This is a genomic window from Burkholderia sp. WTPI3 (genome assembly GCF_021483755.1).
Taxonomy (GTDB): domain Bacteria; phylum Pseudomonadota; class Gammaproteobacteria; order Burkholderiales; family Burkholderiaceae; genus Burkholderia.
The window spans coordinates 156748-175338 of record NZ_JAGIXF010000002.1 but is presented as its reverse complement, the minus strand read 5'-3'; the positions used below and the strand labels follow the sequence as shown (position 1 = coordinate 175338).

Annotated in this window: 19 protein-coding genes and 1 riboswitch; of the genes, 7 read left to right on the top strand and 12 right to left on the bottom strand. The window is 66.5% G+C overall.

The window, feature by feature from the left end:
* Positions 1–16: 16 nt before the first annotated feature.
* Positions 17–601 (bottom strand): SIS domain-containing protein, encoded by a 585-nt coding sequence (locus J7024_RS02145; RefSeq protein ID WP_234744765.1) that lies wholly within the window; start codon positions 599–601, stop codon positions 17–19.
* A gap of 126 nt (positions 602–727) precedes the next feature.
* Positions 728–1156, bottom strand: a complete 429-nt coding sequence (locus J7024_RS02140; protein ID WP_175761677.1) for a YraN family protein — start codon at positions 1154–1156, stop codon at positions 728–730.
* A 46-nt stretch (positions 1157–1202) separates the two neighbouring features.
* Between J7024_RS02140 and rsmI the strand changes: the two genes are divergently transcribed.
* Positions 1203–2081, top strand: coding sequence for a 16S rRNA (cytidine(1402)-2'-O)-methyltransferase (rsmI, locus tag J7024_RS02135; RefSeq protein ID WP_175761644.1), 879 nt, complete (start codon positions 1203–1205; stop codon positions 2079–2081).
* Positions 2082–2167: 86 nt separating this feature from the next.
* On the opposite strand, the gene J7024_RS02130 is transcribed toward rsmI, so the two are convergent.
* On the bottom strand, positions 2168–2779 hold the full coding sequence (locus J7024_RS02130) for a septal ring lytic transglycosylase RlpA family protein (protein ID WP_124828767.1): 612 nt from the start codon (positions 2777–2779) through the stop codon (positions 2168–2170).
* 657 nt (positions 2780–3436) lie between these two features.
* Here J7024_RS02130 and J7024_RS02125 point away from each other — a divergent pair.
* The 3 genes from J7024_RS02125 to J7024_RS02115 all read left to right on the top strand — a co-directional run bounded on the left by J7024_RS02125 (position 3437) and on the right by J7024_RS02115 (position 5287).
* Positions 3437–4081: an MBL fold metallo-hydrolase gene (locus J7024_RS02125; RefSeq protein ID WP_124828768.1), complete on the top strand. Its 645-nt coding sequence runs from the start codon at positions 3437–3439 to the stop codon at positions 4079–4081.
* Entirely contained in the window at positions 4078–4737 is a 660-nt protein-coding gene (locus tag J7024_RS02120; protein WP_124828769.1) for an exonuclease, read from the top strand. The genes J7024_RS02125 and J7024_RS02120 overlap by 4 nt, the downstream gene beginning before the upstream one ends.
* Before the next feature lie 79 nt (positions 4738–4816).
* Positions 4817–5287 (top strand): Lrp/AsnC family transcriptional regulator, encoded by a 471-nt coding sequence (locus J7024_RS02115; protein ID WP_006477376.1) that lies wholly within the window; start codon positions 4817–4819, stop codon positions 5285–5287.
* Between the two features lie 30 nt (positions 5288–5317).
* Here the strand turns inward: J7024_RS02115 and J7024_RS02110 are convergent, their stop codons facing one another.
* The 3 genes from J7024_RS02110 to J7024_RS02100 form a co-directional block, all read right to left on the bottom strand.
* Positions 5318–6475, bottom strand: a complete 1158-nt coding sequence (locus J7024_RS02110) for a cation diffusion facilitator family transporter (RefSeq protein WP_175751681.1) — start codon at positions 6473–6475, stop codon at positions 5318–5320.
* 237 nt (positions 6476–6712) lie between these two features.
* Positions 6713–7006, bottom strand: coding sequence for an H-NS histone family protein (locus J7024_RS02105; protein WP_096508184.1), 294 nt, complete (start codon positions 7004–7006; stop codon positions 6713–6715).
* A gap of 354 nt (positions 7007–7360) precedes the next feature.
* Positions 7361–8020, bottom strand: a complete 660-nt coding sequence (locus J7024_RS02100; RefSeq protein WP_124828771.1) for a HugZ family pyridoxamine 5'-phosphate oxidase — start codon at positions 8018–8020, stop codon at positions 7361–7363.
* A gap of 281 nt (positions 8021–8301) precedes the next feature.
* Between J7024_RS02100 and J7024_RS02095 the strand changes: the two genes are divergently transcribed.
* Complete coding sequence (locus J7024_RS02095; protein ID WP_175858632.1) at positions 8302–9516, top strand: MFS transporter; 1215 nt, start codon at positions 8302–8304, stop codon at positions 9514–9516.
* Positions 9517–9610: 94 nt separating this feature from the next.
* Here J7024_RS02095 and J7024_RS02090 read toward each other — a convergent pair whose 3' ends face one another.
* A complete protein-coding gene (locus tag J7024_RS02090) occupies positions 9611–10753 on the bottom strand; it encodes a branched-chain amino acid ABC transporter substrate-binding protein (protein WP_124828773.1) in 1143 nt (380 codons plus the stop codon).
* Positions 10754–11212: 459 nt separating this feature from the next.
* Positions 11213–12292 carry an NAD(P)H-dependent flavin oxidoreductase gene (locus tag J7024_RS02085; protein ID WP_234744764.1) on the bottom strand — a complete coding sequence of 360 codons (1080 nt, stop codon included), beginning with the start codon at positions 12290–12292 and terminating at the stop codon, positions 11213–11215.
* Between the two features lie 261 nt (positions 12293–12553).
* Between J7024_RS02085 and J7024_RS02080 the strand changes: the two genes are divergently transcribed.
* Together J7024_RS02080 and J7024_RS02075 are read left to right on the top strand one after the other, a co-directional pair.
* Complete coding sequence (locus J7024_RS02080) at positions 12554–13246, top strand: dienelactone hydrolase family protein (RefSeq protein ID WP_096508180.1); 693 nt, start codon at positions 12554–12556, stop codon at positions 13244–13246.
* Between the two features lie 76 nt (positions 13247–13322).
* Positions 13323–14801, top strand: coding sequence for an amidase (locus J7024_RS02075; protein ID WP_124828853.1), 1479 nt, complete (start codon positions 13323–13325; stop codon positions 14799–14801).
* 90 nt (positions 14802–14891) lie between these two features.
* Here J7024_RS02075 and metF read toward each other — a convergent pair whose 3' ends face one another.
* The 4 genes from metF to J7024_RS02055 all read right to left on the bottom strand — a co-directional run bounded on the left by metF (position 14892) and on the right by J7024_RS02055 (position 18583).
* Positions 14892–15722 (bottom strand): methylenetetrahydrofolate reductase [NAD(P)H], encoded by an 831-nt coding sequence (gene metF, locus J7024_RS02070; RefSeq protein ID WP_096508178.1) that lies wholly within the window; start codon positions 15720–15722, stop codon positions 14892–14894.
* Positions 15723–15746: 24 nt separating this feature from the next.
* A complete protein-coding gene (locus tag J7024_RS02065; RefSeq protein WP_096508177.1) occupies positions 15747–16100 on the bottom strand; it encodes a phage holin family protein in 354 nt (117 codons plus the stop codon).
* Positions 16101–16198: 98 nt separating this feature from the next.
* Positions 16199–17617 carry an adenosylhomocysteinase gene (ahcY, locus tag J7024_RS02060; RefSeq protein ID WP_124828775.1) on the bottom strand — a complete coding sequence of 473 codons (1419 nt, stop codon included), beginning with the start codon at positions 17615–17617 and terminating at the stop codon, positions 16199–16201.
* A gap of 32 nt (positions 17618–17649) precedes the next feature.
* Positions 17650–17772, bottom strand: a riboswitch (S-adenosyl-L-homocysteine riboswitch).
* Positions 17773–17848: 76 nt separating this feature from the next.
* Positions 17849–18583: an RNA polymerase sigma factor FliA gene (locus J7024_RS02055; protein ID WP_096508175.1), complete on the bottom strand. Its 735-nt coding sequence runs from the start codon at positions 18581–18583 to the stop codon at positions 17849–17851.
* Between the last annotated feature and the right edge of the window lie 8 nt (positions 18584–18591).

Sequence of the window (18591 nt, the reverse complement as noted above, 5' to 3'; positions counted from 1 at the left end):
GACGGCTCTCCTTCGTTCAATCCTCACCCAGCAGCATCGCGTCGATGCCGTCGCACAGGCAGTGGATAGTCAGCAGATGGACTTCGTGGACGCGCGCCGCGCGAGAGGCGGGCACGCTGATCGGAATATCGGTGGCGGACAGCGCGGCCGCGACTGCGCGGCCGTTGCCGCCGGTCAGCGCGACGACGGTCATCTCGCGCTCGTGCGCCTCGTCGATCGCGGCCAGCACGCGTGGCGACGCGCCGCCCGCGTCGAGCACCAGCAGGATGTCGCCCGTCTGCCCGAGCACGCGCACCTGCTGCGCGAACAGCTGATCGGCGGCCGCCGCACCGGTGAGCCCGCCCTGCGACGCATCGGTGGCCAGCGCAATCGCCGGCAGGCCAGGACGCTCGCGCTCGAAGCCGCCGACGAGGGACACGGCAAGGTAGTGCGCAGCGGCAGCCGACGGGCCGTCGCCGCACGCGACGATCTTGTTGCCGTTCGCCAGCGCGGCGAACATCGCATCGACCGCGGCTGCGATCGGCAGCGACAGCGCATCGGCCGCCTCGGCGTGAAGCGCGGCACTGTCGCGGAAATGTTGCTGAATACGTTCGACTGACATCGATTCCTGGTGAACTGGGCGCGTGGCACGCAGCGCGCGACATCATGGGTGCGGCGAGTTTACCGCACTCCGGCGCCCTGTCCGGGGGTACGGCAAGAACTCTTTACATCTCGTCACAGCTCGCGGCTACACATCGTCGGCACGAAATGCGTCGCACAGCCAGTCGAGCCGGCCGGCCTCGAACGCGACGACGTCGAAGCGACACGCGGCGCCCGCGCCGTGCCGCGCCCAGAAACCAAGCGCCGCCGCGATCAGACGCCGCCGCTTGCGCCAGCCGACGCTCGCGGCCGCGCCGCCGTGCCGCGTGCTGCGCCGCGCACGCACCTCGACGAACACGAGCACACCGTCGGGCGCACGCATCACGAGGTCGAGCTCGCCCCCGCGCATCGTCACGTTGGCCGCGACGAACGCGAGGCCGCGACGCTCGAGGAACTGCCGCGCACGCTGCTCGAACGCCGCGCCGACCGGTTTGGATCGCGCGGCGCCGGAAAAGTTGTCGCCGGTGGCCGGCAATCCGCGCGCGCCGCCCGGCGCGGCCGGCTGCGCGTGGCACAATGCCGTCCTTGTTCCGCTTGCGCCGCGATTGCGCGCATTGCCTGCCATGACTGCCCTCCTCGAACTCGCGCAAACGCAGCATTACCCGAGCGCCGCGCTCTACGTGGTCGCGACGCCGATCGGCAACACCGCCGACATCACGCTGCGCGCGCTGCACGTGCTAGCCCTCGCCGACCGCATCGCCGCCGAAGACACCCGCAACACGGGCCAGTTGCTCGCCCGTTACGGGATCTCGAAACCGCTCGTTGCCGTGCACGAGCACAACGAACGCGAAGCCGCACTGCGCGTGATCGAGCAGCTGCGCGCGGGCGAACGCGTGGCGTACGTGTCGGACGCCGGCACGCCCGGCATTTCGGACCCGGGCGCGCGGCTCGTCGACGCCGTGCGCAACGCGGGCTTCGCGGTAGTCCCGCTGCCGGGCGCGAGCGCGGCCGTGACCGCGCTGAGCGTGGCAGGCGACTGGGCCGGCACGTTCACGTTCGCGGGCTTCCTGCCGCCGAAGTCGAAGCAGCGCGCCAGCGCACTGCAGGCACTCGTGCAACATCCGTACGCGCTGGTGTTCTACGAAGCGCCGCACCGGATCGCCGAAACCGTCGCCGCACTGGCCGACGCATTCGGCCCCGCGCGTCGGCTGCTGATCGCGCGCGAGCTCACCAAGCTACACGAGCAGTTGTTCCAGGGCACCCTGGCCGAAGGACAGACCTGGCTCGGCGGCGATGCGAACCGGCAGCGCGGCGAGTTCGTGCTGGTGGTCGAAGGCGCGCCGGCCAATCGCGACGAGGCGGACGACACCGCGCACGACGCGCTGCTCAAGCTGCTGCTGGAAGAAGTGCCGGTAAAGGGCGCGGCGAAGCTCGCGGCGGCGCTGACGGGCGCGTCGCGCAACGCGCTGTATGCGCGCGCGCTGGCGCTGAAGGATGGTTGACGCGCGGCGTGCGCGGCACGAGCCGCTGAAACGAAAAAGGGCTGCCCGAAGGCAGCCCTTTCTGCATGGGCGGACGAACCGTCGCGTTACTTGGACGACAGCGACGCTAACATCTCGTCGCGCGCCTCGCGCGCTTCCTGCGGCGACAGCCCTTCGATCTTCACGCGACCCGTGCCGGCATGCACGAGACCGATGATCTTGGCGGCCGCATACGACAGGTCGAGCACACGCCCACGCTTGAACGGCCCGCGGTCGTTGACCTTCACGACGACCCACTTGCCGGTCGACGCGTTCGTCACCTTGATGTACGAAGACAGCGGCAGCGTGCGATGCGCGGCGGTCAGCGCGTTCATGTTGAAGCGCTCGCCGTTCGCGGTGCGGCGGCCGTGGAAATCGCGGCCATACCACGATGCCCGGCCCGTCTGACGGAAATCCGATACGTCCTTGCCGTCGATCGGCTCGGCATCCGCCAGCGAAGACTTGTTCGCGTCCTTGCTGTCGGCTGCCGGCATCGATGCCAGCGCGGAATCGAAATTGAGTTGTTGCTTGTCGTCGTCCGCTTTCGCGGCGGCGGCCGTCCTGTCGACCGCACCCTTCTGATTGGCGTTGCCGGTGGTCTGGCTGGATGGCACCGCACAGCCCGTCAACGCAAAAAATAATGCAATGGTCCCGAATCGAGTCGGAAATCGAAAATTCATCGACGTGTCGCCTTCTGGTTCGGGCCGCACCGATACAACGCTGCTCAACAACGCGGATACGCGGCCCGGACGGCAAATGCGTGCACGCCCCGCTCGGATGCGAGCAGGCGGCTAGCATGGGCGCGGCTTTCGTCTCGGCCGCAACCGTCCTGATTAGTTTTCACGTCTGGCGCAACCTGTCCCCGGCAGCCTGACCAGACCCCACATGCCGCCATCGAACATGGCTTTCACGTTCGCGCGCGTCGCGTACAGCCAACGCACAGGAACGGCGGCACAGGCCTCATCCGGCGGCGCGGCAGCAGGGCCGCAGGCGGGCGCGCAGCACCCGGCCGGACAAGACGTGAGCACCGAATGCTCGGTGCTGGATACACCGCCGGACTCCCCGGCGGTCGATGCTTGACGGTGAATCCGACGCCCCATTTAACGGGGCCGAAACACCAGCGAATTGCGTGAAATTCACGCGCAATGGGGCGCATTATACATAAATCAAAACCCCATCTCGAAATTCGCCCCTCCCCAGCCATTGATTCTCACTATGGCGGTAACAATCGGATGCTCCGGGATTGCCCGCACGGCGTGCGCCGGGCGGCCCGAAGCTGGGCCGGCGGGCGGCTCGCGCGACCGGTACAATCGGTCCTTTTAGCCGCCGGTGCCCTCATGAAAGTCACGCTCATCCCGGTCACGCCGTTCCAGCAGAACTGCTCGCTGCTCGTCTGCGAAAAGACCGGCCGCGCCGCCGTCGTCGATCCGGGCGGCGATCTCGAACGGATCGAACAGGAGATCGCGCGGCAGAACGTGCAGGTCGAGAAAGTGCTGCTCACGCACGGGCACGTCGATCACTGCGCAGGTGCAAAGGCGCTCGCTACGCATTACGGCGTGCCGATCGTGGGGCCGCAGGAAGACGAACGCTTCTGGATCGAACAACTGCCGATGCAGAGCCAGCGCTTCGGCTTTCCGGCCGCCGAAGCGTTCGAGCCGGACCACTGGTTGAACGACGGCGACACCGTGCAGTTCGGCGACGAGACGCTCGAAGTCTATCACTGCCCGGGCCACACACCCGGCCATGTCGTGTTCTTCAGCCGCGCGCATCGCGTCGCGATCGTCGGCGACGTGCTGTTCGCCGGCTCGATCGGCCGCACCGACTTCCCGCGCGGCAATCACGCGGACCTCGTGCGTTCGATCAAGGAAAAGCTGTGGCCGCTCGGCGACGACGTCACGTTCGTGCCGGGCCACGGCCCTGTGTCCACCTTCGGCGACGAGCGCCGCACGAATCCGTTCGTGTCCGACAAGGCATACGGATGAACCAGACCGCCATCCCCGAAATCTACGTCAGCACCGACGTCGAGGCCGACGGCCCGATTCCCGGCCCGCACTCGATGCTGAGCTTCGCGTCGGCCGCCTATACCGAGGACAAGCAGCTGATCGCGACGTTCTCGGCGAACCTCGAGACGCTGCCCGGCGCCCACGCCCATCCGGTACAGGAAGCGTGGTGGAAAACGGAGCCCGACGCGTGGGCCGCGTGCCGGCGCGATCTGCAGGCACCCGAGGCCGCGCTCGTCGCGTACGTCGAGTGGGTCGAGGCGCTGCCCGGCAAGCCGGTGTTCGTCGCGATGCCGGCCGGCTTCGATTTCACGTTCATGTTCTGGTACATGATGCGCTTCGCGGGCCGCTGCCCGTTCTCGTGGTCGGCACTCGACATCAAGACGCTCGCGTTTGCGATGACGGGCCTGCCATACCGCAAGGCCATCAAGCCGCGCTTTCCGAAGCACTGGTTCGACGATCACCCGCATACGCACGTCGCACTCGACGACGCCATCGAGCAGGGCGCGCTGTTCTGCAACATGCTCGCCGACCTGCGCCGTCAGCAGGCTGCGCTCGCGGGCCTCGCGGTATCCGACACCGACCGGACGGAACACGCGGGGGCGGGGCAAAATCCCACGGATCCACGCGCAAATTAGCGAATCTCGCTCATCGGCACGCCGTCAGATTGCCTTTCCTTTCCCGGCCCTCTAACATTCAGCGTGTTGTAGCTGCCGCATGGAGGCGCAGGTGACGCTCGATTCCTTTTCGCAAAAAATCCTTCGCCTGTTGCAGCTCGACGCGCGCCGTTCCGTTCAGGAAATTTCCGACCAGGTCGGCCTGTCGAGCACGCCGTGCTGGCGCCGCATCAAGGACATGGAACAATCCGGCGTGATCCAGCGCTATACCGCGCTGCTCGATCGCGAGAAACTCGGCCTGCACGTGTGCGCGCTCGCGCACGTGCACCTGACCCGCCACAACGAAGGCGGCGTCGAACAGTTCGAGCGCGAGATCGCGACCTGCCCGGAAGTCACCGAGTGCTACAGCACGACGGGCGAAGCCGATTACATCCTCAAGATCGTTGCGCCCGACATCAAGGCCTACGACGTCTTCCTGCACGAACGGATCTTCAAGATCCCGGCGGTGTCGCAGGTACGCACGAGCGTCGTGCTGCGCGAAATCAAATTCGACACGCAGTTGCCGCTGTAACGCGCGGCGCGCTTCGCGAAAACGCCGGCGTCACGCCGGCGTGGGCAGCGCGCGCGTGAAGCCGATCCGGCGCGCGCCGAACTGACGCTTCAGCGTGTCGACGTCGAGCCGGCCGGCCAGCGCCGCGTCGGTATCGCCCGCATCCGCGGCGAGCGTCACGTCGATCTCGAGCCCCGTGCTCAGGTAGTGCAGGTCGATCGCGTCCGCATGCAGCCCGCGCTGCGCGAGCGCGTCGTCGAGCCGCGCCGTGATTTCGACGCGCGGAGGCAGCGCGAGCGCCGGACGGCGCGCCGCATCGTTCTCCGGGTCGACGTGAATCAGCGCATCCAGCACGCGCGGGTCGCGCAACACGCGCGCACGCGCGGTTTCCGCGATGTAGTGTCCTTCCGATACCGAGATCATCGGATCGACCAGGATGTGCGCGTCGACGAGCGCGGCATCGCCCATCTTGCGCGTGCGCAGGTCGTGCACGTCGCGCACGCCGGGGGTCGCCGCGAGCAGCGCACGGATCTCGTCCGTATCGGTCGTGTCGAGCGCGCGATCGGACAGGTCCTGCAGCGCGTCATAGCCGAACGTCCAGCCCATTCGCGCGACCATGAAGCCGACGATCGCGGCCGCGATCGGATCGAGCAGCCGCACCCCGGCCAGGCTGCCGACGATGCCGATCGCCACGACGAGCGACGACGCGGCATCCGAGCGCGCATGCCAGGCGTTCGCAACGAGCATCGCCGAGCGCACGCGCCGAGCCTCGCGCAGCATGTAGCGAAACAGCGCCTCTTTCGACACGAGCACCGTCAGCGCGACGATCAGCGCGGAGAAATGCACGGCCGGGATGTTTTCGAGATTTACGAGGCGATTGCCGGCGCGCCAGAGCATGCCGATACCGACCGCGATCAGGATCGCGCCGAGAAACAGCGATGCAACTGTCTCGTAACGGCTGTGCCCGTAATTGTGGTCGGCGTCCGGCGATGCACCACTATGACGATTCGCAACCAGCACGACAAAATCCGAGATCAAATCGGAAATCGAATGAACACCGTCAGCAATCAATGCCTGCGAATGCGCAACCACGCCCACGACGATCTGAAACGTCGCAAGCACGACATTCAGCACAATACTGACGAGGGTGCTCTTGCGCGCGACCGCGTGCTTATCGGCGCTTTGCGCGTCACCGGAAAACGTGGACATGAAATACGAGATATCGGTTGGGGCACGGAATTCTATCAAACGAAGCCCTCCGGGCATTCCGATAACCCTAAATTTTCCAGTTAAATCAACCGGTTATGCGAACGGGTCGCATTTCCATTCACACGGCATTTCTGACATTTTCATGACATCCCGCATACATTCCGATACCGCCATACAAAAAAGCCGCGCTCCTACACGGATACGCGGCTCTTTTGAGACAACGATTTAAACGTTTGTTTAAATCGAAAATTGTTCGCGGTCCTTGCCGGCGATCCAGCGCGGCGGCTTGCCACGGCCCGACCACGTCGCGCCCGTTTCCGGATCGCGGTATTTTGCCGCCACGCCTGCGCGCGGACGACCGACCTTGCCTGCCTTCGCACGGCTCAGGCCGAGTTCGGCGAGCGAAAAGCCGTAGTCGGCAATTTTCTGCTTCACGTCATTCAGCACTTCAGCGTATTCGCGCGACTTCGCTTCTTCGATTTGCTTCTCCAGCTTCTCCCGCTGGGCCAGCAGGTCCTTGTAAGAAGACATAGTTTCCCTTTCTATATGACCAATGGCACCGGTCTGTAGCCGGCTAGCCATTCATGGAATATTGGTGCCTCGGATTTTCGAAGGCAGAGATTAGCACAAAAAAGATTTGATAGAAGCGGGATTCACGAAAATCCCGAGATCAATTGTAAATCACGTACGCCATTTTGGGCCGCCACGGCCTTTTCTCAAATTTTCTCGCGGTTACATAGAGATTAGGACATTACCAATGGCGTATTAGGCCTATCAGCATACGCAATTACCCTGCATGCGCAAAATCGAAGCTTTCATCCGGCGACAAGTTCGCGAAAATCGCGGCTCGCGGCCTGCCAAACGCTCAAACCGGCATGCGCGACGTCACGTCGCATCACGCGCGCATGCAATCAGCCGATCGCGCAATGCGTCCGAATCCGCCGGAGATACATCGAATGGCGTTCGTACGCGGCGGCCGTCGCAGCGCCAGTCGGCGCCGTGGCGGTCGACGCCGAGCAGTTCGAGCCCGTCGCGACGCGCATCGCTCGCATCGTAGGCGTCCCAAAGCGCCCGTTCTTCGTCGAACCCGAGCGGCGGCAGCGTGTCGAGCCCCGTGCCGTCCACCCAGCCCATCCGGCCGAAGCCGCCGATATAGCGCAGCCGCTCGATGTCCAGCGCCCAGAACGTGAAATCGCCGAGCGCGAGATAGCGCGCGGCGTCCGGTTCGTAGCGCACGTAGCGTGCGGCGACATGCGGATCGTCGCCGAGCGGCACGAAACGGCCGAGCAACGTCGCGCGCTCGGCATTGAGTACGTCGCCGTCCGGTGCGTCGACGACGAGAAAGCCCGCGCGCGGATCGGCGGCGAGATTGCGCGTATGTTCGGCGAGACTGCTCACGAGAATCACGGGCCGATGGTTTGCATCGGGCGCAAACGGTACGACCGTCGGATACGGAAAACCTTGCGGGTCGCGCGCGTGGGTCGCGAGCGTGCCCAGCGCGCAGCGGTGCAGCAGGTGCAGGGCAAGGGCGGGATCGATGTTCACGGTAACTCCTACGGTCGAAAGACTGACGCGGCGATGACGGCGGACGAGCACGCAATGCGTGCCGCGCGCCGGGCACCGCGCATGCGCATCGATGTTACCTGCGCGCGCGGCATGCCGCGCATCGGCCGGATGGATGGCGGATGCGCCCGTACCGGCGCCACGCAAGGCGGTCCCGATCGGCTGAACGGCAAGTGCGCCGGCAAGACCGTAAGCGGTTCGATAGAATCGGACGAATCAGACGGGCGCGACGCGCCCGCGCATTTTCCATCGAAGAGCATTCCGTGTCCGAATCTTCCTCCCGATCCTCGTCCGATTTCGCCGCCCCGCCCGACGCGCATCGCGTGCTGGCCCTGCCGGTCCGCCAGCGCGCGCGCACGGCGACGATGGCGCTGTTTTTCGTCGCCGGCATGATGTACGCGTCGTGGGGCGTGCACGTGCCGACCGTGCGCGACAAGTTCGCACTGAGCCCGGGGCTGCTGTCGATCGCGCTGTTCGCGGTCGCGGGCGGCTCGATCGCCGCGATGCTGACGATCGCGCGCTGGATCGCGCGCGTCGGCTCGCAAACCGCGTGCCTCGCGGGCGGCCTCGCGCTGTCCGCGTGCGCGGCGCTGATCCTCGTCGTGCCCGACTACTGGACGCTGCTCGCCGTGCTCGCGCTGTTCGGTTTCTCGATGGCCACGCTGGACGTCGCGATGAATGCCGAGGCGAGCGCAGTCGAGATCGCGCTCGGCAAGCCGATCATGTCGTCGCTGCACGGGATGTTCAGCATCGGCGGAATGTCGGGTGCGGCGGCCGGCGGCGCGCTGCTGTCGGCCGGCATGGCGCCGGCCGCGCACCTGGCGCTCGCGGCAGCCGTCAGCGCGGCGGTGCTGCTAGCCGCGAGCCCGGCCGTGCTGCCGCACGTGCCGCATCACGAACACGCGCATGGCGGCGGCAATCGCTGGCGCTCGTCAGCGCTGTGGATGCTCGGCGGCATCGCGCTCGTCGCACTGATCGCCGAAGGCGCGATGTACGACTGGGCGACGGTCTACATGCGCGACGTGGTCGCGGCGAGCCCGGCGCTCGCGAGCGCAGCATATGCCGCATTCTCCGGCGGAATGGCGATCGCGCGCTTCGCGGGCGACGCCGTGCGAGCGCGCTTCGGCGCGCCGCAGCTCGTGTTCGTCAGCGCGTCGCTAGCGTGCGCGGGGATGGCCGGCGCCCTGCTGCTGCCGAACCCGGTAGCGGTGCTGACGGGTTTCACGCTGATGGGCCTCGGCCTCGCGAACATGATGCCGGTGCTGTTCGCCGCGGCCGCGCGCGTGAAAGGAATCCACGCGACCGAAGGTCTCGCGCACGTGGCCGGGCTCGCGTATTTCGGACTGCTGTTCGGTCCGGTCGTGATCGGCGCGGTCGCGCAAGCCGCGAACCTGACGATCGGGCTGTCGGTGGTCGCGCTGTGCGCGGCGCTCGTCGCGGGCGTCGCGCCGAAGGTGCTCACGCATCTGAAGATCTGACGGGCGCGCCGCGCCTGCTGCGGGGCTCCAAAAAGAAAGCGCGCCTGCATTGCCGCAGGCGCGCTTTCACCCCTTCTGTCGACCGCTTTTCAGCTTACATCTTCACTTCGTCGAGCAGCGTCTTCTTGCCGCTCTTGTAGTTGTACAGCGAAATCACGCCGTGTTGCAGATCGCCCTTCGAGTCGAAGGTCGTCGTGCCGATCACGCCCGTGTAGTTCGTCGCCGGCATTGCCGCGAGAATCTTCGCCGGGTCCGTCGAGTTCGCGCGCTTCATCGCATCGACGATGATGTACACGGCATCGTACGTGAACGGTGCGTAGATCTGGATCGGCTGGCCGAAACGCTTCTCGTACTTCGCCTTGAACGCGGCACCGCCCGGCATCTTCTCGAGCGACGCACCGGCTTCCGAGCACACGATGTTGTCGGTCGCATCGCCGGCCAGGTCGGCCAGCTTTTCCGTGCACACGCCGTCGCCCGCGAAGATCTTCGCGCGCAGGCCGAGCTGCTTCGCCTGTTTCGCGAACGGGCCGCCGGTGGCGTCCATGCCGCCGTACATGATCGCGTCCGGATTCTCGCCCTTGATCTTGGTCAGAATCGCGCGGAAGTCGACCGCCTTGTCGTTGGTCGCGTCGTGCGACATCACCTTCAGGCCGAGCGCCTTCGCCTTCTTCTCGAACTCGTTCGCGAGACCCTGGCCGTAAGCGGTCGAATCGTCGACCACCGCGACGCTCTTGATGCCCTTCGAGTGCGCGTAGTTCGCCAGTGCCGGACCCTGCTGCGCATCGGTCGCCACCACGCGGTACGTGGTCTTGAAGCCTTGCTGCGTGTACGCCGGGTTGGTCGCCGACGGCGAGATCTGCACGATGCCCGCATCGCTGTAGATCTTCGAGGCCGGGATCGACGTGCCCGAGTTCAGATGGCCGACCACCGCGACGACCTTGTCGTCGACGAGCTTCTGCGCAACCTGCGTGGCCTGGCGCGGGTCGGCCGCGTCATCCTGCGCATCCAGTTGCAGCGTGATTTTCTGGCCGCCGATCGTGAGACCCTTGGCGTTGATCTCCTCAACCGCGAGACGTGCACCGTTTTCGTTGTCCTTGCCCAGGTGTGCAATACCGCCCGTCAAGGGCGCGACGTGGCCGATCTTGACGACTTGATCGGCGGCCGCGTTGCTTGCAGCTGCAACGCACAGCATCGCCGCGGCGGTGATCGGCAACAGCTTTTGCATCTTGATATTCATGTAAGTCTCCAGTTTCGGTCCCAATAAACGCCATCGCCCGGTGCCCCGCTGCCATCCCTGTGTTTGCATTCACTGGACGATTCGCCGGTTGCATCGTTCATGCACTTGGCCTCAAGCACGTGGAGAAACAGCCGCTTTTAGCAACTGCCCGCCCGTACTTGCGCGCAAGTGTAGGTGATCAAATTAATTTGTGGGACTTTTTTGGGGTAGTGGTAACACTACCGATACGGCGCTTTGGAATAGCTACTCGAATATCGCTGCAAGCCCCGCCGGATACGGGTTTCCGCTAATCGCCAGAAGCTGGATGAAAGCTCGCTTTGAAGCATTCCCGTGCCATTTCGATTCGGTATTTTGTGCACGGGATCATTGAATGAAACGCGCGTGACAGCACGCGCGTTTCGGGCTCGGCAAAGCACCGTTCAGGCAGCTTTCGAACGGCTCACGCAGGCATCGACACGTTCATGCGGGCGTCGCACGCCATTCGGCATCGAGCGCCGCGACGAGTTGCGATGTCGTCAGCGCAGCGTCGCGGTGCCGCGCGAGCGGCGCGCCCTGCCCGGCCCACAGCGACAGATAGTCGCCGTCGTTCGCGCGCGCGGCCGCCTGGCGCAGCGGCTGCGTCAGCGCGTTCTGCACCGGATACGGCGCGGCGTCGGCGACACGCTCGCCGAGCCGCGTCATCAGCGCGTTGCGCAACCCGCGCGCATGGCGCCCGGTGATCGCGCGCGTCACCTGCGTCGACGTATCGGCGCTCGCGAGCAGGCGTGCCTTCCAGTCGGCCGCGATCGCGCTCTCGGCGCAGGTGAGGAACGCGGTGCCGAGCTGTGCGCCCTGGGCGCCCAGCGCGAGCGCGGCGGCGATCCCGCGGCCGTCCATGATGCCACCCGCGGCGAGCACCGGCAGGCCGGTCGCGTCGACGAGTTGCGGCACCAGCGCGAGCGTGCCGATCAACGCATCGTCGGCCGGGCCGATGAAGGTGCCGCGATGCCCGCCGGCCTCGGCACCCTGAGCGGACAACGCATCGGCGCCGGCCGCCTGCCACGCGAGCCCTTCGGCGACGTGCGTCGCGGTACCGACCACGTAGGTGCCGCCGGCCTTCAGCCGAGCGACGTCGGCCGCGTCGAGCACGCCGAACGTGAAGCTCGCGACCGGCACGCGCAGTGCGACGAGCGCATCGAGCTGCGCGCGGAAGTCGGGCGCATACCGCGCGGGCGTGGTGCCCGGCGGCAACCCGAGCGATGCATTCAGCGGATCGATCGCGGCGAGCGCACGCGCGACCGTCGCCGCGTCGGGCGATGCATCGGGCAGCACGAACAGGTTCACGGCGAACGGACGATCGGTCGCCGCGCGAATGGCGTCGACTTCGGTCGCGAGGCGATCGGGCGCGAATGCGCCGGCGCCGAGACTGCCGAGCGCGCCGGCATTGGATGCGGCCGCGACCATTGCGGCCGTGGTCGCGCCGACCATCGGCGCCTGCACGAGCGGCAGGCGCAGGCCGAAGCGTGCCGAAAACGGTGTGGAGAATGAACGGGCGGACATGGCGAATCCTTCGATGATGATGCGCGAAAGCGCTTTGTAAAGGCCGACCCATCGACTCTATCGAAGCGGCGCGGCGCCGAAAAATGAATAATCGAGATCGAAACGATCGCTGCGCGAGAAACGGGTTCGACAGCACGCGGGAGAAGCACGTCCGCATCGCGGGCGCGAGCGCTGCACCGCCCGGGGATTGGTGGCACACTAGGCCGCCCCTCTTCCACCCACGGCGCGCATCTCGCACGCCCGTTCGCCAGGAGTTCAAACGTGACTGCCCAATGGATCGACATCCCGACCGGTAACGACAGCTTCGGCGGCTATCTCGCGCTGCCCAAGCGCGGCAAAGGTCCCGCCGTCATCATCATCCAGGAGATCTTCGGCGTGAACTCGCACATCCGTGCGGTCGCAGATCAGTACGCGGCCGACGGTTTCGTCGCGCTCGCGCCGGACGTGTTCTGGCGCACGCAGCCGCGCGTCGAGCTGACCTATGAAGGCGCCGATCGCGACAAAGGCATCGAGCTGATGAAGAAGACCGACATCGGCCTCGCGGTCGCGGACATCGGCGCGGCCGCCGACGCGCTGCGCGCGCGCCCCGAAGTCGCCGGCAAGATCGCCGCGATCGGCTACTGCTTCGGCGGCCAGCTGGCGTATCGCGCGGCAGCCGCGGGCAAGGTCGATGCGGCGGTCGCCTACTACGGCGGCGGCATCCAGAATGCGCTCGACCTCGCCGGCAAGGTCACGCAGCCGATCCTGTTCCACTACGCGGAAAACGATCACGGGATCCCGCTCGAGGCCGTCGAACAGGTGAAGGGCGCATTCGCGGGCCGCGGCAACGCGTCGTTCCACGTGTACCCGGGCGCCGAGCACGGCTTCAACTGCACGGACCGTGCGTCGTACCATCAGCGCGCATCGGCGCTCGCGCACGGCCGCACGCTGACGTTCCTCGCCGAGCAGCTGTAAGAGTAAGCGGGGCCGGCACGCCGGGCCCCGCGTTATTCTCCTTTCATCGCCACGAGTCACAACGGGGGTGACAGCGATGCACTCGGACTATCTCGCGCATGACGCGATCGGCCTCGCCGCGCTCGTGCGCGAACGCAAGGCGAGCCCGCGCGAACTGCTCGACGCCGCGATCGGACAGGCCGAAGCGGTCAATGGCGCGGTCAACGCGATCGTGCTGCAGGACTACGAGGCCGCGCGCAAGCGGACGGAGCCGACCGGCGATGCCGGCGCCGACGCACCGTTCGCCGGCGTCCCGTATCTCGTGAAGGATCTCGGCGCGGCTGTCGCCGGGCTGCCGCTGTCGATGGGCAGCCGGCACTACCGCTACTTCGTGCCCGCCGACGATTCCCCGGTGATCGCGCGAAGCCGCGCGGCGGGGCTCAACGTGTTCGGCAAGACCAACACGTCCGAGATCGGCCAGATGCCGTACACCGAACCCCAGTTGTTCGGCGCGTGCCGCAACCCGTGGAACCTCGATCACACGCCGGGCGGTTCGAGCGGCGGCGCGGCGGCGGCCGTCGCGGCCGGCATCGTGCCGATCGCGCATGCGTCCGACGGCGGCGGCTCGATCCGGATTCCGGCGTCGTGCTGCGGGCTGTTCGGCCTGAAGCCAAGCCGCAACCCGTTGCTGGTCGACCTGCCGTCGAACGGCGAGCTGGTCGTGCAGCACGCCGTCGCGCGCAGTGTGCGCGACAGCGCACTGCTGCTCGACGTGACGACCGGCCAGACGTTGCCGCCCGGCGCGCCGGGCACCTACCTCGGCGCACTCGACACGCCGCCCGGTCCGCTGCGGATCGGTCTCGTCGCCGATCCGATGCTCGCGCCCGCGCTCGCCGGCGATACGCTCGCCGCGCTGGACGACGCGGCCGCCCTCGTCGAATCGCTCGGCCATCACGTCGAACCGGCGACGCTGAACATCGACCATGCCCGCGCGGCCGAAACCTTCCTCACGCTGTGGGCGACGATCGCCGAGGAGATGGTGCTCGGCGCGCGCGCGCTGACCGGGCGCAACCCGAAGCGCAACGAGTTCGAACCCGCGACGTGGGCGATGGCGGTCGTCGGCCGGCGCCTGGCGCGTGCGCGCCTGCCGGACGTGCTCGAATGGCAGCGCCAGCTCACCGTGCAGGTGGCCGGCCTCGTGTCGCGCTACGACGCGATTCTGTGCGCGACGCTCGCGGGCCCGCCGGTCAAGATCGGCGAGCTGCAGCCGACGCCGTTCGAAGCCGCGCAGATGAAGCTGCTCGGCGCGCTGCCGGTGAAGCCGCTGCTGCAGGAAATGCTGTCGAAGGCATCGGAGAAGGCGTTCGCGTGGGCCGGCTGCACCGAGCTGTTCAACTTGACCGGGCAGCCCGCGATGTCGGTGCCGCTCTACTGGAACGCGCGCGGGCTGCCGATCGGCGTGCAGTTCGTCGCCCGCCATGCCGACGATGCGCTGCTGCTCCGGCTCGCGCGCCAGCTCGAACAGGCGCGGCCGTGGTTCGACCGGCGCCCGCCGCTGATGCAGGCGCAGCGCTGAACCGGGTCGAGCCGAACCGGGCTGCGGCGATAAAAAAAGCCCCGCCGGAGGAACCGGCGAGGCTTTTCGCACGCGGGCGTCGCGCGGTGCTTAACCGGCGAGTCGATCGCAGATCGTCCGGGTCGCGGACGCCGCGTTCAGCGTGTAGAAGTGCAGTCCCGGCACGCCCGCGTCGATCAGGCGCCGGCACAGATCGGTGACGACATCCGCGCCGAATGCACGGATCGCGTCGCGATCGTCGCCGAAGCTCTCGAGCCGGCGCGCGACCCAGCGCGGCACTTCCGCGCCGCACATTTCCGAGAAGCGCATCAGTTGCGAGAAGTTCGTGATCGGCATGATGCCGGGCACGATCGGCACGTCCACACCCAGCTTGCGCGCATCGTCGACGAAGCGGAAATACGCATCGGCGTTGAAGAAGTACTGCGTGATCGCGGAATTCGCGCCGGCCTTCACCTTGCGCGCGAAGTTCTCGAGATCGGCCTTGGGCGAACGCGACTGCGGGTGGTACTCCGGATAGCCCGCGACTTCGATGTGGAACCAGTCGCCATGCTCGGCGCGGATGAAGCTCACGAGCTCGGACGCATAACGCAGCTCGCCAACCGCGCCCATCCCCGACGGCAGGTCGCCGCGCAGCGCGACGATATGCCGGATGCCGTGCGAGCGGTACTGGTCGAGGATCGCGCGCAGGCTGTCGCGCGACGAGCCGATGCACGACAGGTGGGGGGCGGCCTCGAGGCCGTCTTTCTGCATGTCGAGCACGGTATCGAGCGTGCCCTGCTGCGTCGAGCCGCCGGCGCCGAACGTCACGGAGACGAATTTCGGCTTCAGCGGCAGCAACTGCGCACGCGTCGCGCGCAGCTTCTCGACGCCCTCCGCCGTTTTCGGCGGGAAGAATTCAAACGAGAGTTCGATCGGTTTCATGATTCGGAAGAGAGGCCCGCGCCGTCAGCCGAAGTCGCGCTGCCCGAAGATCAGCGCGGACAGCAGCCACGACACGATGCTGTACAGGATCGAACCGAAGAAGGCGGACCAGAAACCCGACACCTCGAAGCCCTTCAGCAGCGACGACGCGAACCAGAAGCACAACGCGTTCACGACGAGGATGAACACCCCGAGCGTGACGATCGTGACAGGCAGCGTCAGCAGGATCAGCACCGGACGAATCACCGTGTTGATCAGGCCCAGCACGACCGCGATGATCAGCGCGGTGCCGAAGCTCTTGATGTGGATCGACGGCACGAGGTACGTGATGATCAGCAGCGCGAGGGCGTTGATGACCCAGGTGAGGATGACGCTCATGGAGGGCTCCGGTTCGGTTGTCGATCTGTGCGGTCAGGCGCCGCTGCCGCGCCGCGCGCCCCGTAACGGGGCACGCACGGCGCGGCAGCGGCGGCGCATCAGTAGCGGTAGTGGTTCGGCTTGAACGGGCCGTCCTTCTGCACGCCGATGTACGAAGCCTGCTCGTCCGACAGCACGGACAGGTTCGCGCCGATGCGCGCGAGGTGCAGGCGCGCCACCTTTTCATCGAGATGTTTCGGCAGCACGTACACCTTGTTCTCGTACTCGCCGCCGCGCACGAACAGCTCGATCTGCGCGAGCGTCTGGTTCGCGAACGAGTTCGACATCACGAACGACGGGTGGCCGGTCGCGCAGCCGAGGTTCACCAGGCGGCCTTCGGCCAGCAGGATCACGCGCTTGCCGTCCGGGAAGATGATGTGGTCGACCTGCGGCTTGATGTTTTCCCACTGGTACTGGCGGGTCGACGCGACGTCGATTTCCGAGTCGAAGTGGCCGATGTTGCAGACGATCGCGTTGTGGCGCATCGCCTTCATGTGATCGTGGTTGATCACGTGGTAGTTGCCGGTCGCCGTCACGAAGATGTCGGCCTTGTCGGCCGCGTATTCCATCGTCACGACGCGGTAGCCTTCCATCGCCGCCTGCAGCGCGCAGATCGGATCGATTTCGGTGACCCACACGGTCGCGCCGAGGCCGCGCAGCGATTGCGCGCAGCCCTTGCCCACGTCGCCGTAGCCCGCGACGACCGCGACCTTGCCCGCGATCATCACGTCGGTCGCACGCTTGATGCCGTCGACGAGCGATTCACGGCAGCCGTACAGGTTGTCGAACTTCGACTTGGTGACCGAGTCGTTCACGTTGAACGCCGGGAACGGCAGGCGGCCGTCCTTTTCCATCTGGTACAGGCGGTGCACGCCGGTCGTGGTTTCTTCGGTCACGCCCTTGATGTGCGCGAGGCGCTTCGAGTACCAGGTCGCATCGATGTCGAGGTGCTTCTCGATCGACTTGTACAGTGCGACTTCTTCCTCGTTGGTCGGCTTCGCGATCACCGAACGGTCCTTTTCGGCCTTCGAGCCGAGGATCAGCAGCAGCGTTGCGTCGCCGCCGTCGTCCAGGATCATGTTCGCGAATTCACCGTTCGGCCATTCGAAGATGCGGTGCGAGAACTCCCAGTATTCGTCGAGCGACTCGCCCTTGAACGCGAACACCGGCGTGCCCGATTCGACGATCGCGGCAGCAGCGTGGTCCTGCGTCGAGAAGATGTTGCACGAGGCCCAGCGGACGTCCGCGCCGAGCGCCTTCAGCGTCTCGATCAGCACGCCGGTCTGGATCGTCATGTGCAGCGAACCCGCGATGCGCGCGCCCTTCAGCGGCTGCTGCGCCTTGTATTCGTCGCGGATCTGCACGAGGCCCGGCATTTCGGTCTCGGCGATGTTCAATTCCTTGCGGCCCCAGCCGGCAAGCGCCATGTCGGCGACGACGTAATCCTTGGAAGCCTGGGAATCGATAATGGCGTTCATCACGCCCTCCTTTCTAAAAAGTTTCTAGATTGGTGACGTGAGCGCCGTTCAGGAAGCGGGGCCGGCGCGAATCCAACGTCTCGCCGCACGGCTGCTTGGTGAAGCTCTCCGAGCCTGGCGGACACAGAAGGTCCGTCGCAACGCTCCTCGGAAAACGGGAGGGATTGTAGCAAATCGGCGCGAGAATTGCGCGGCACGCGCGGCGTCGGCGCGCGTGGGCACAAGAAAGGGTCAGGTCTCCGCGCCGACCCACGCCTGTTCGCGCAGCCGCGCGCGCAGTCGCGCGACGGCCTGGCTGTGCAGCTGGCACACGCGCGACTCGCTGACTTCGAGCACCGCGCCGATCTCGCGCAGGTTCAGCCCGCGCTCGTAATACAGCGACATCAGCAGCTTCTCGCGCTCGGGCAGCCGCTCGATCGCGTCGACGAGCGCATCGCGCAGATGGTCGTCGAGCAGCGCCGACAGCGGATCGGCGTGATCGACGCGATAGCGGTCGAGGAACGGCTCGTCGTCGGCCGCGCGGTCGAAATCCTCGTAGTAGATGAGCTGGCTGCCGTGCAGGTCCTGCAGCATCCCCTGGTATTCGTCGAGCGGCATCTTCAGATGCTGCGCGATCTCGGCCTCGCTCGCCGAGCGGCCGAGCTGCTGCTCGACCTGGTGCACCGCGTGCTCGACCTCGCGCGACGTCTTGCGCAGGCTGCGCGGCAGCCAGTCGTTGCTGCGCAGCTCGTCGAGCATCGCGCCGCGAATGCGCTGCGTCGCATAGGTCTCGAACTGCGCGCCCTGGTCTTCCTTGTAGCGGCCGGCCGCATCCATCAGGCCGATCATGCCGGCCTGGATCAGGTCGTCGAGGTCGACGCTCGCGGGCATCTTCGCGACGAGCTGCAGCCCCAGGCGCCGCACGAGCGGCGCGTATTGCGCAAGCACGTCGGCCTGGGTCATCTTTCCTTGAGCGTTGTACATCATGGCTCTCT

Coding starts and splice junctions, on each gene's coding strand:
- J7024_RS02145 (WP_234744765.1), bottom strand. CDS start 601: ATGTCAGTCGAACGTATTCAGCAACATTTCCGCGACAGTGCCGCGCTT.
- rsmI (WP_175761644.1), top strand. CDS start 1,203: ATGACTGCCCTCCTCGAACTCGCGCAAACGCAGCATTACCCGAGCGCC.
- J7024_RS02130 (WP_124828767.1), bottom strand. CDS start 2,779: ATGAATTTTCGATTTCCGACTCGATTCGGGACCATTGCATTATTTTTT.
- J7024_RS02125 (WP_124828768.1), top strand. CDS start 3,437: ATGAAAGTCACGCTCATCCCGGTCACGCCGTTCCAGCAGAACTGCTCG.
- J7024_RS02120 (WP_124828769.1), top strand. CDS start 4,078: ATGAACCAGACCGCCATCCCCGAAATCTACGTCAGCACCGACGTCGAG.
- J7024_RS02115 (WP_006477376.1), top strand. CDS start 4,817: ATGGAGGCGCAGGTGACGCTCGATTCCTTTTCGCAAAAAATCCTTCGC.
- J7024_RS02110 (WP_175751681.1), bottom strand. CDS start 6,475: ATGTCCACGTTTTCCGGTGACGCGCAAAGCGCCGATAAGCACGCGGTC.
- J7024_RS02105 (WP_096508184.1), bottom strand. CDS start 7,006: ATGTCTTCTTACAAGGACCTGCTGGCCCAGCGGGAGAAGCTGGAGAAG.
- J7024_RS02090 (WP_124828773.1), bottom strand. CDS start 10,753: ATGAATATCAAGATGCAAAAGCTGTTGCCGATCACCGCCGCGGCGATG.
- J7024_RS02085 (WP_234744764.1), bottom strand. CDS start 12,292: ATGTCCGCCCGTTCATTCTCCACACCGTTTTCGGCACGCTTCGGCCTG.
- J7024_RS02075 (WP_124828853.1), top strand. CDS start 13,323: ATGCACTCGGACTATCTCGCGCATGACGCGATCGGCCTCGCCGCGCTC.
- metF (WP_096508178.1), bottom strand. CDS start 15,722: ATGAAACCGATCGAACTCTCGTTTGAATTCTTCCCGCCGAAAACGGCG.
- J7024_RS02065 (WP_096508177.1), bottom strand. CDS start 16,100: ATGAGCGTCATCCTCACCTGGGTCATCAACGCCCTCGCGCTGCTGATC.
- ahcY (WP_124828775.1), bottom strand. CDS start 17,617: ATGAACGCCATTATCGATTCCCAGGCTTCCAAGGATTACGTCGTCGCC.
- J7024_RS02055 (WP_096508175.1), bottom strand. CDS start 18,583: ATGATGTACAACGCTCAAGGAAAGATGACCCAGGCCGACGTGCTTGCG.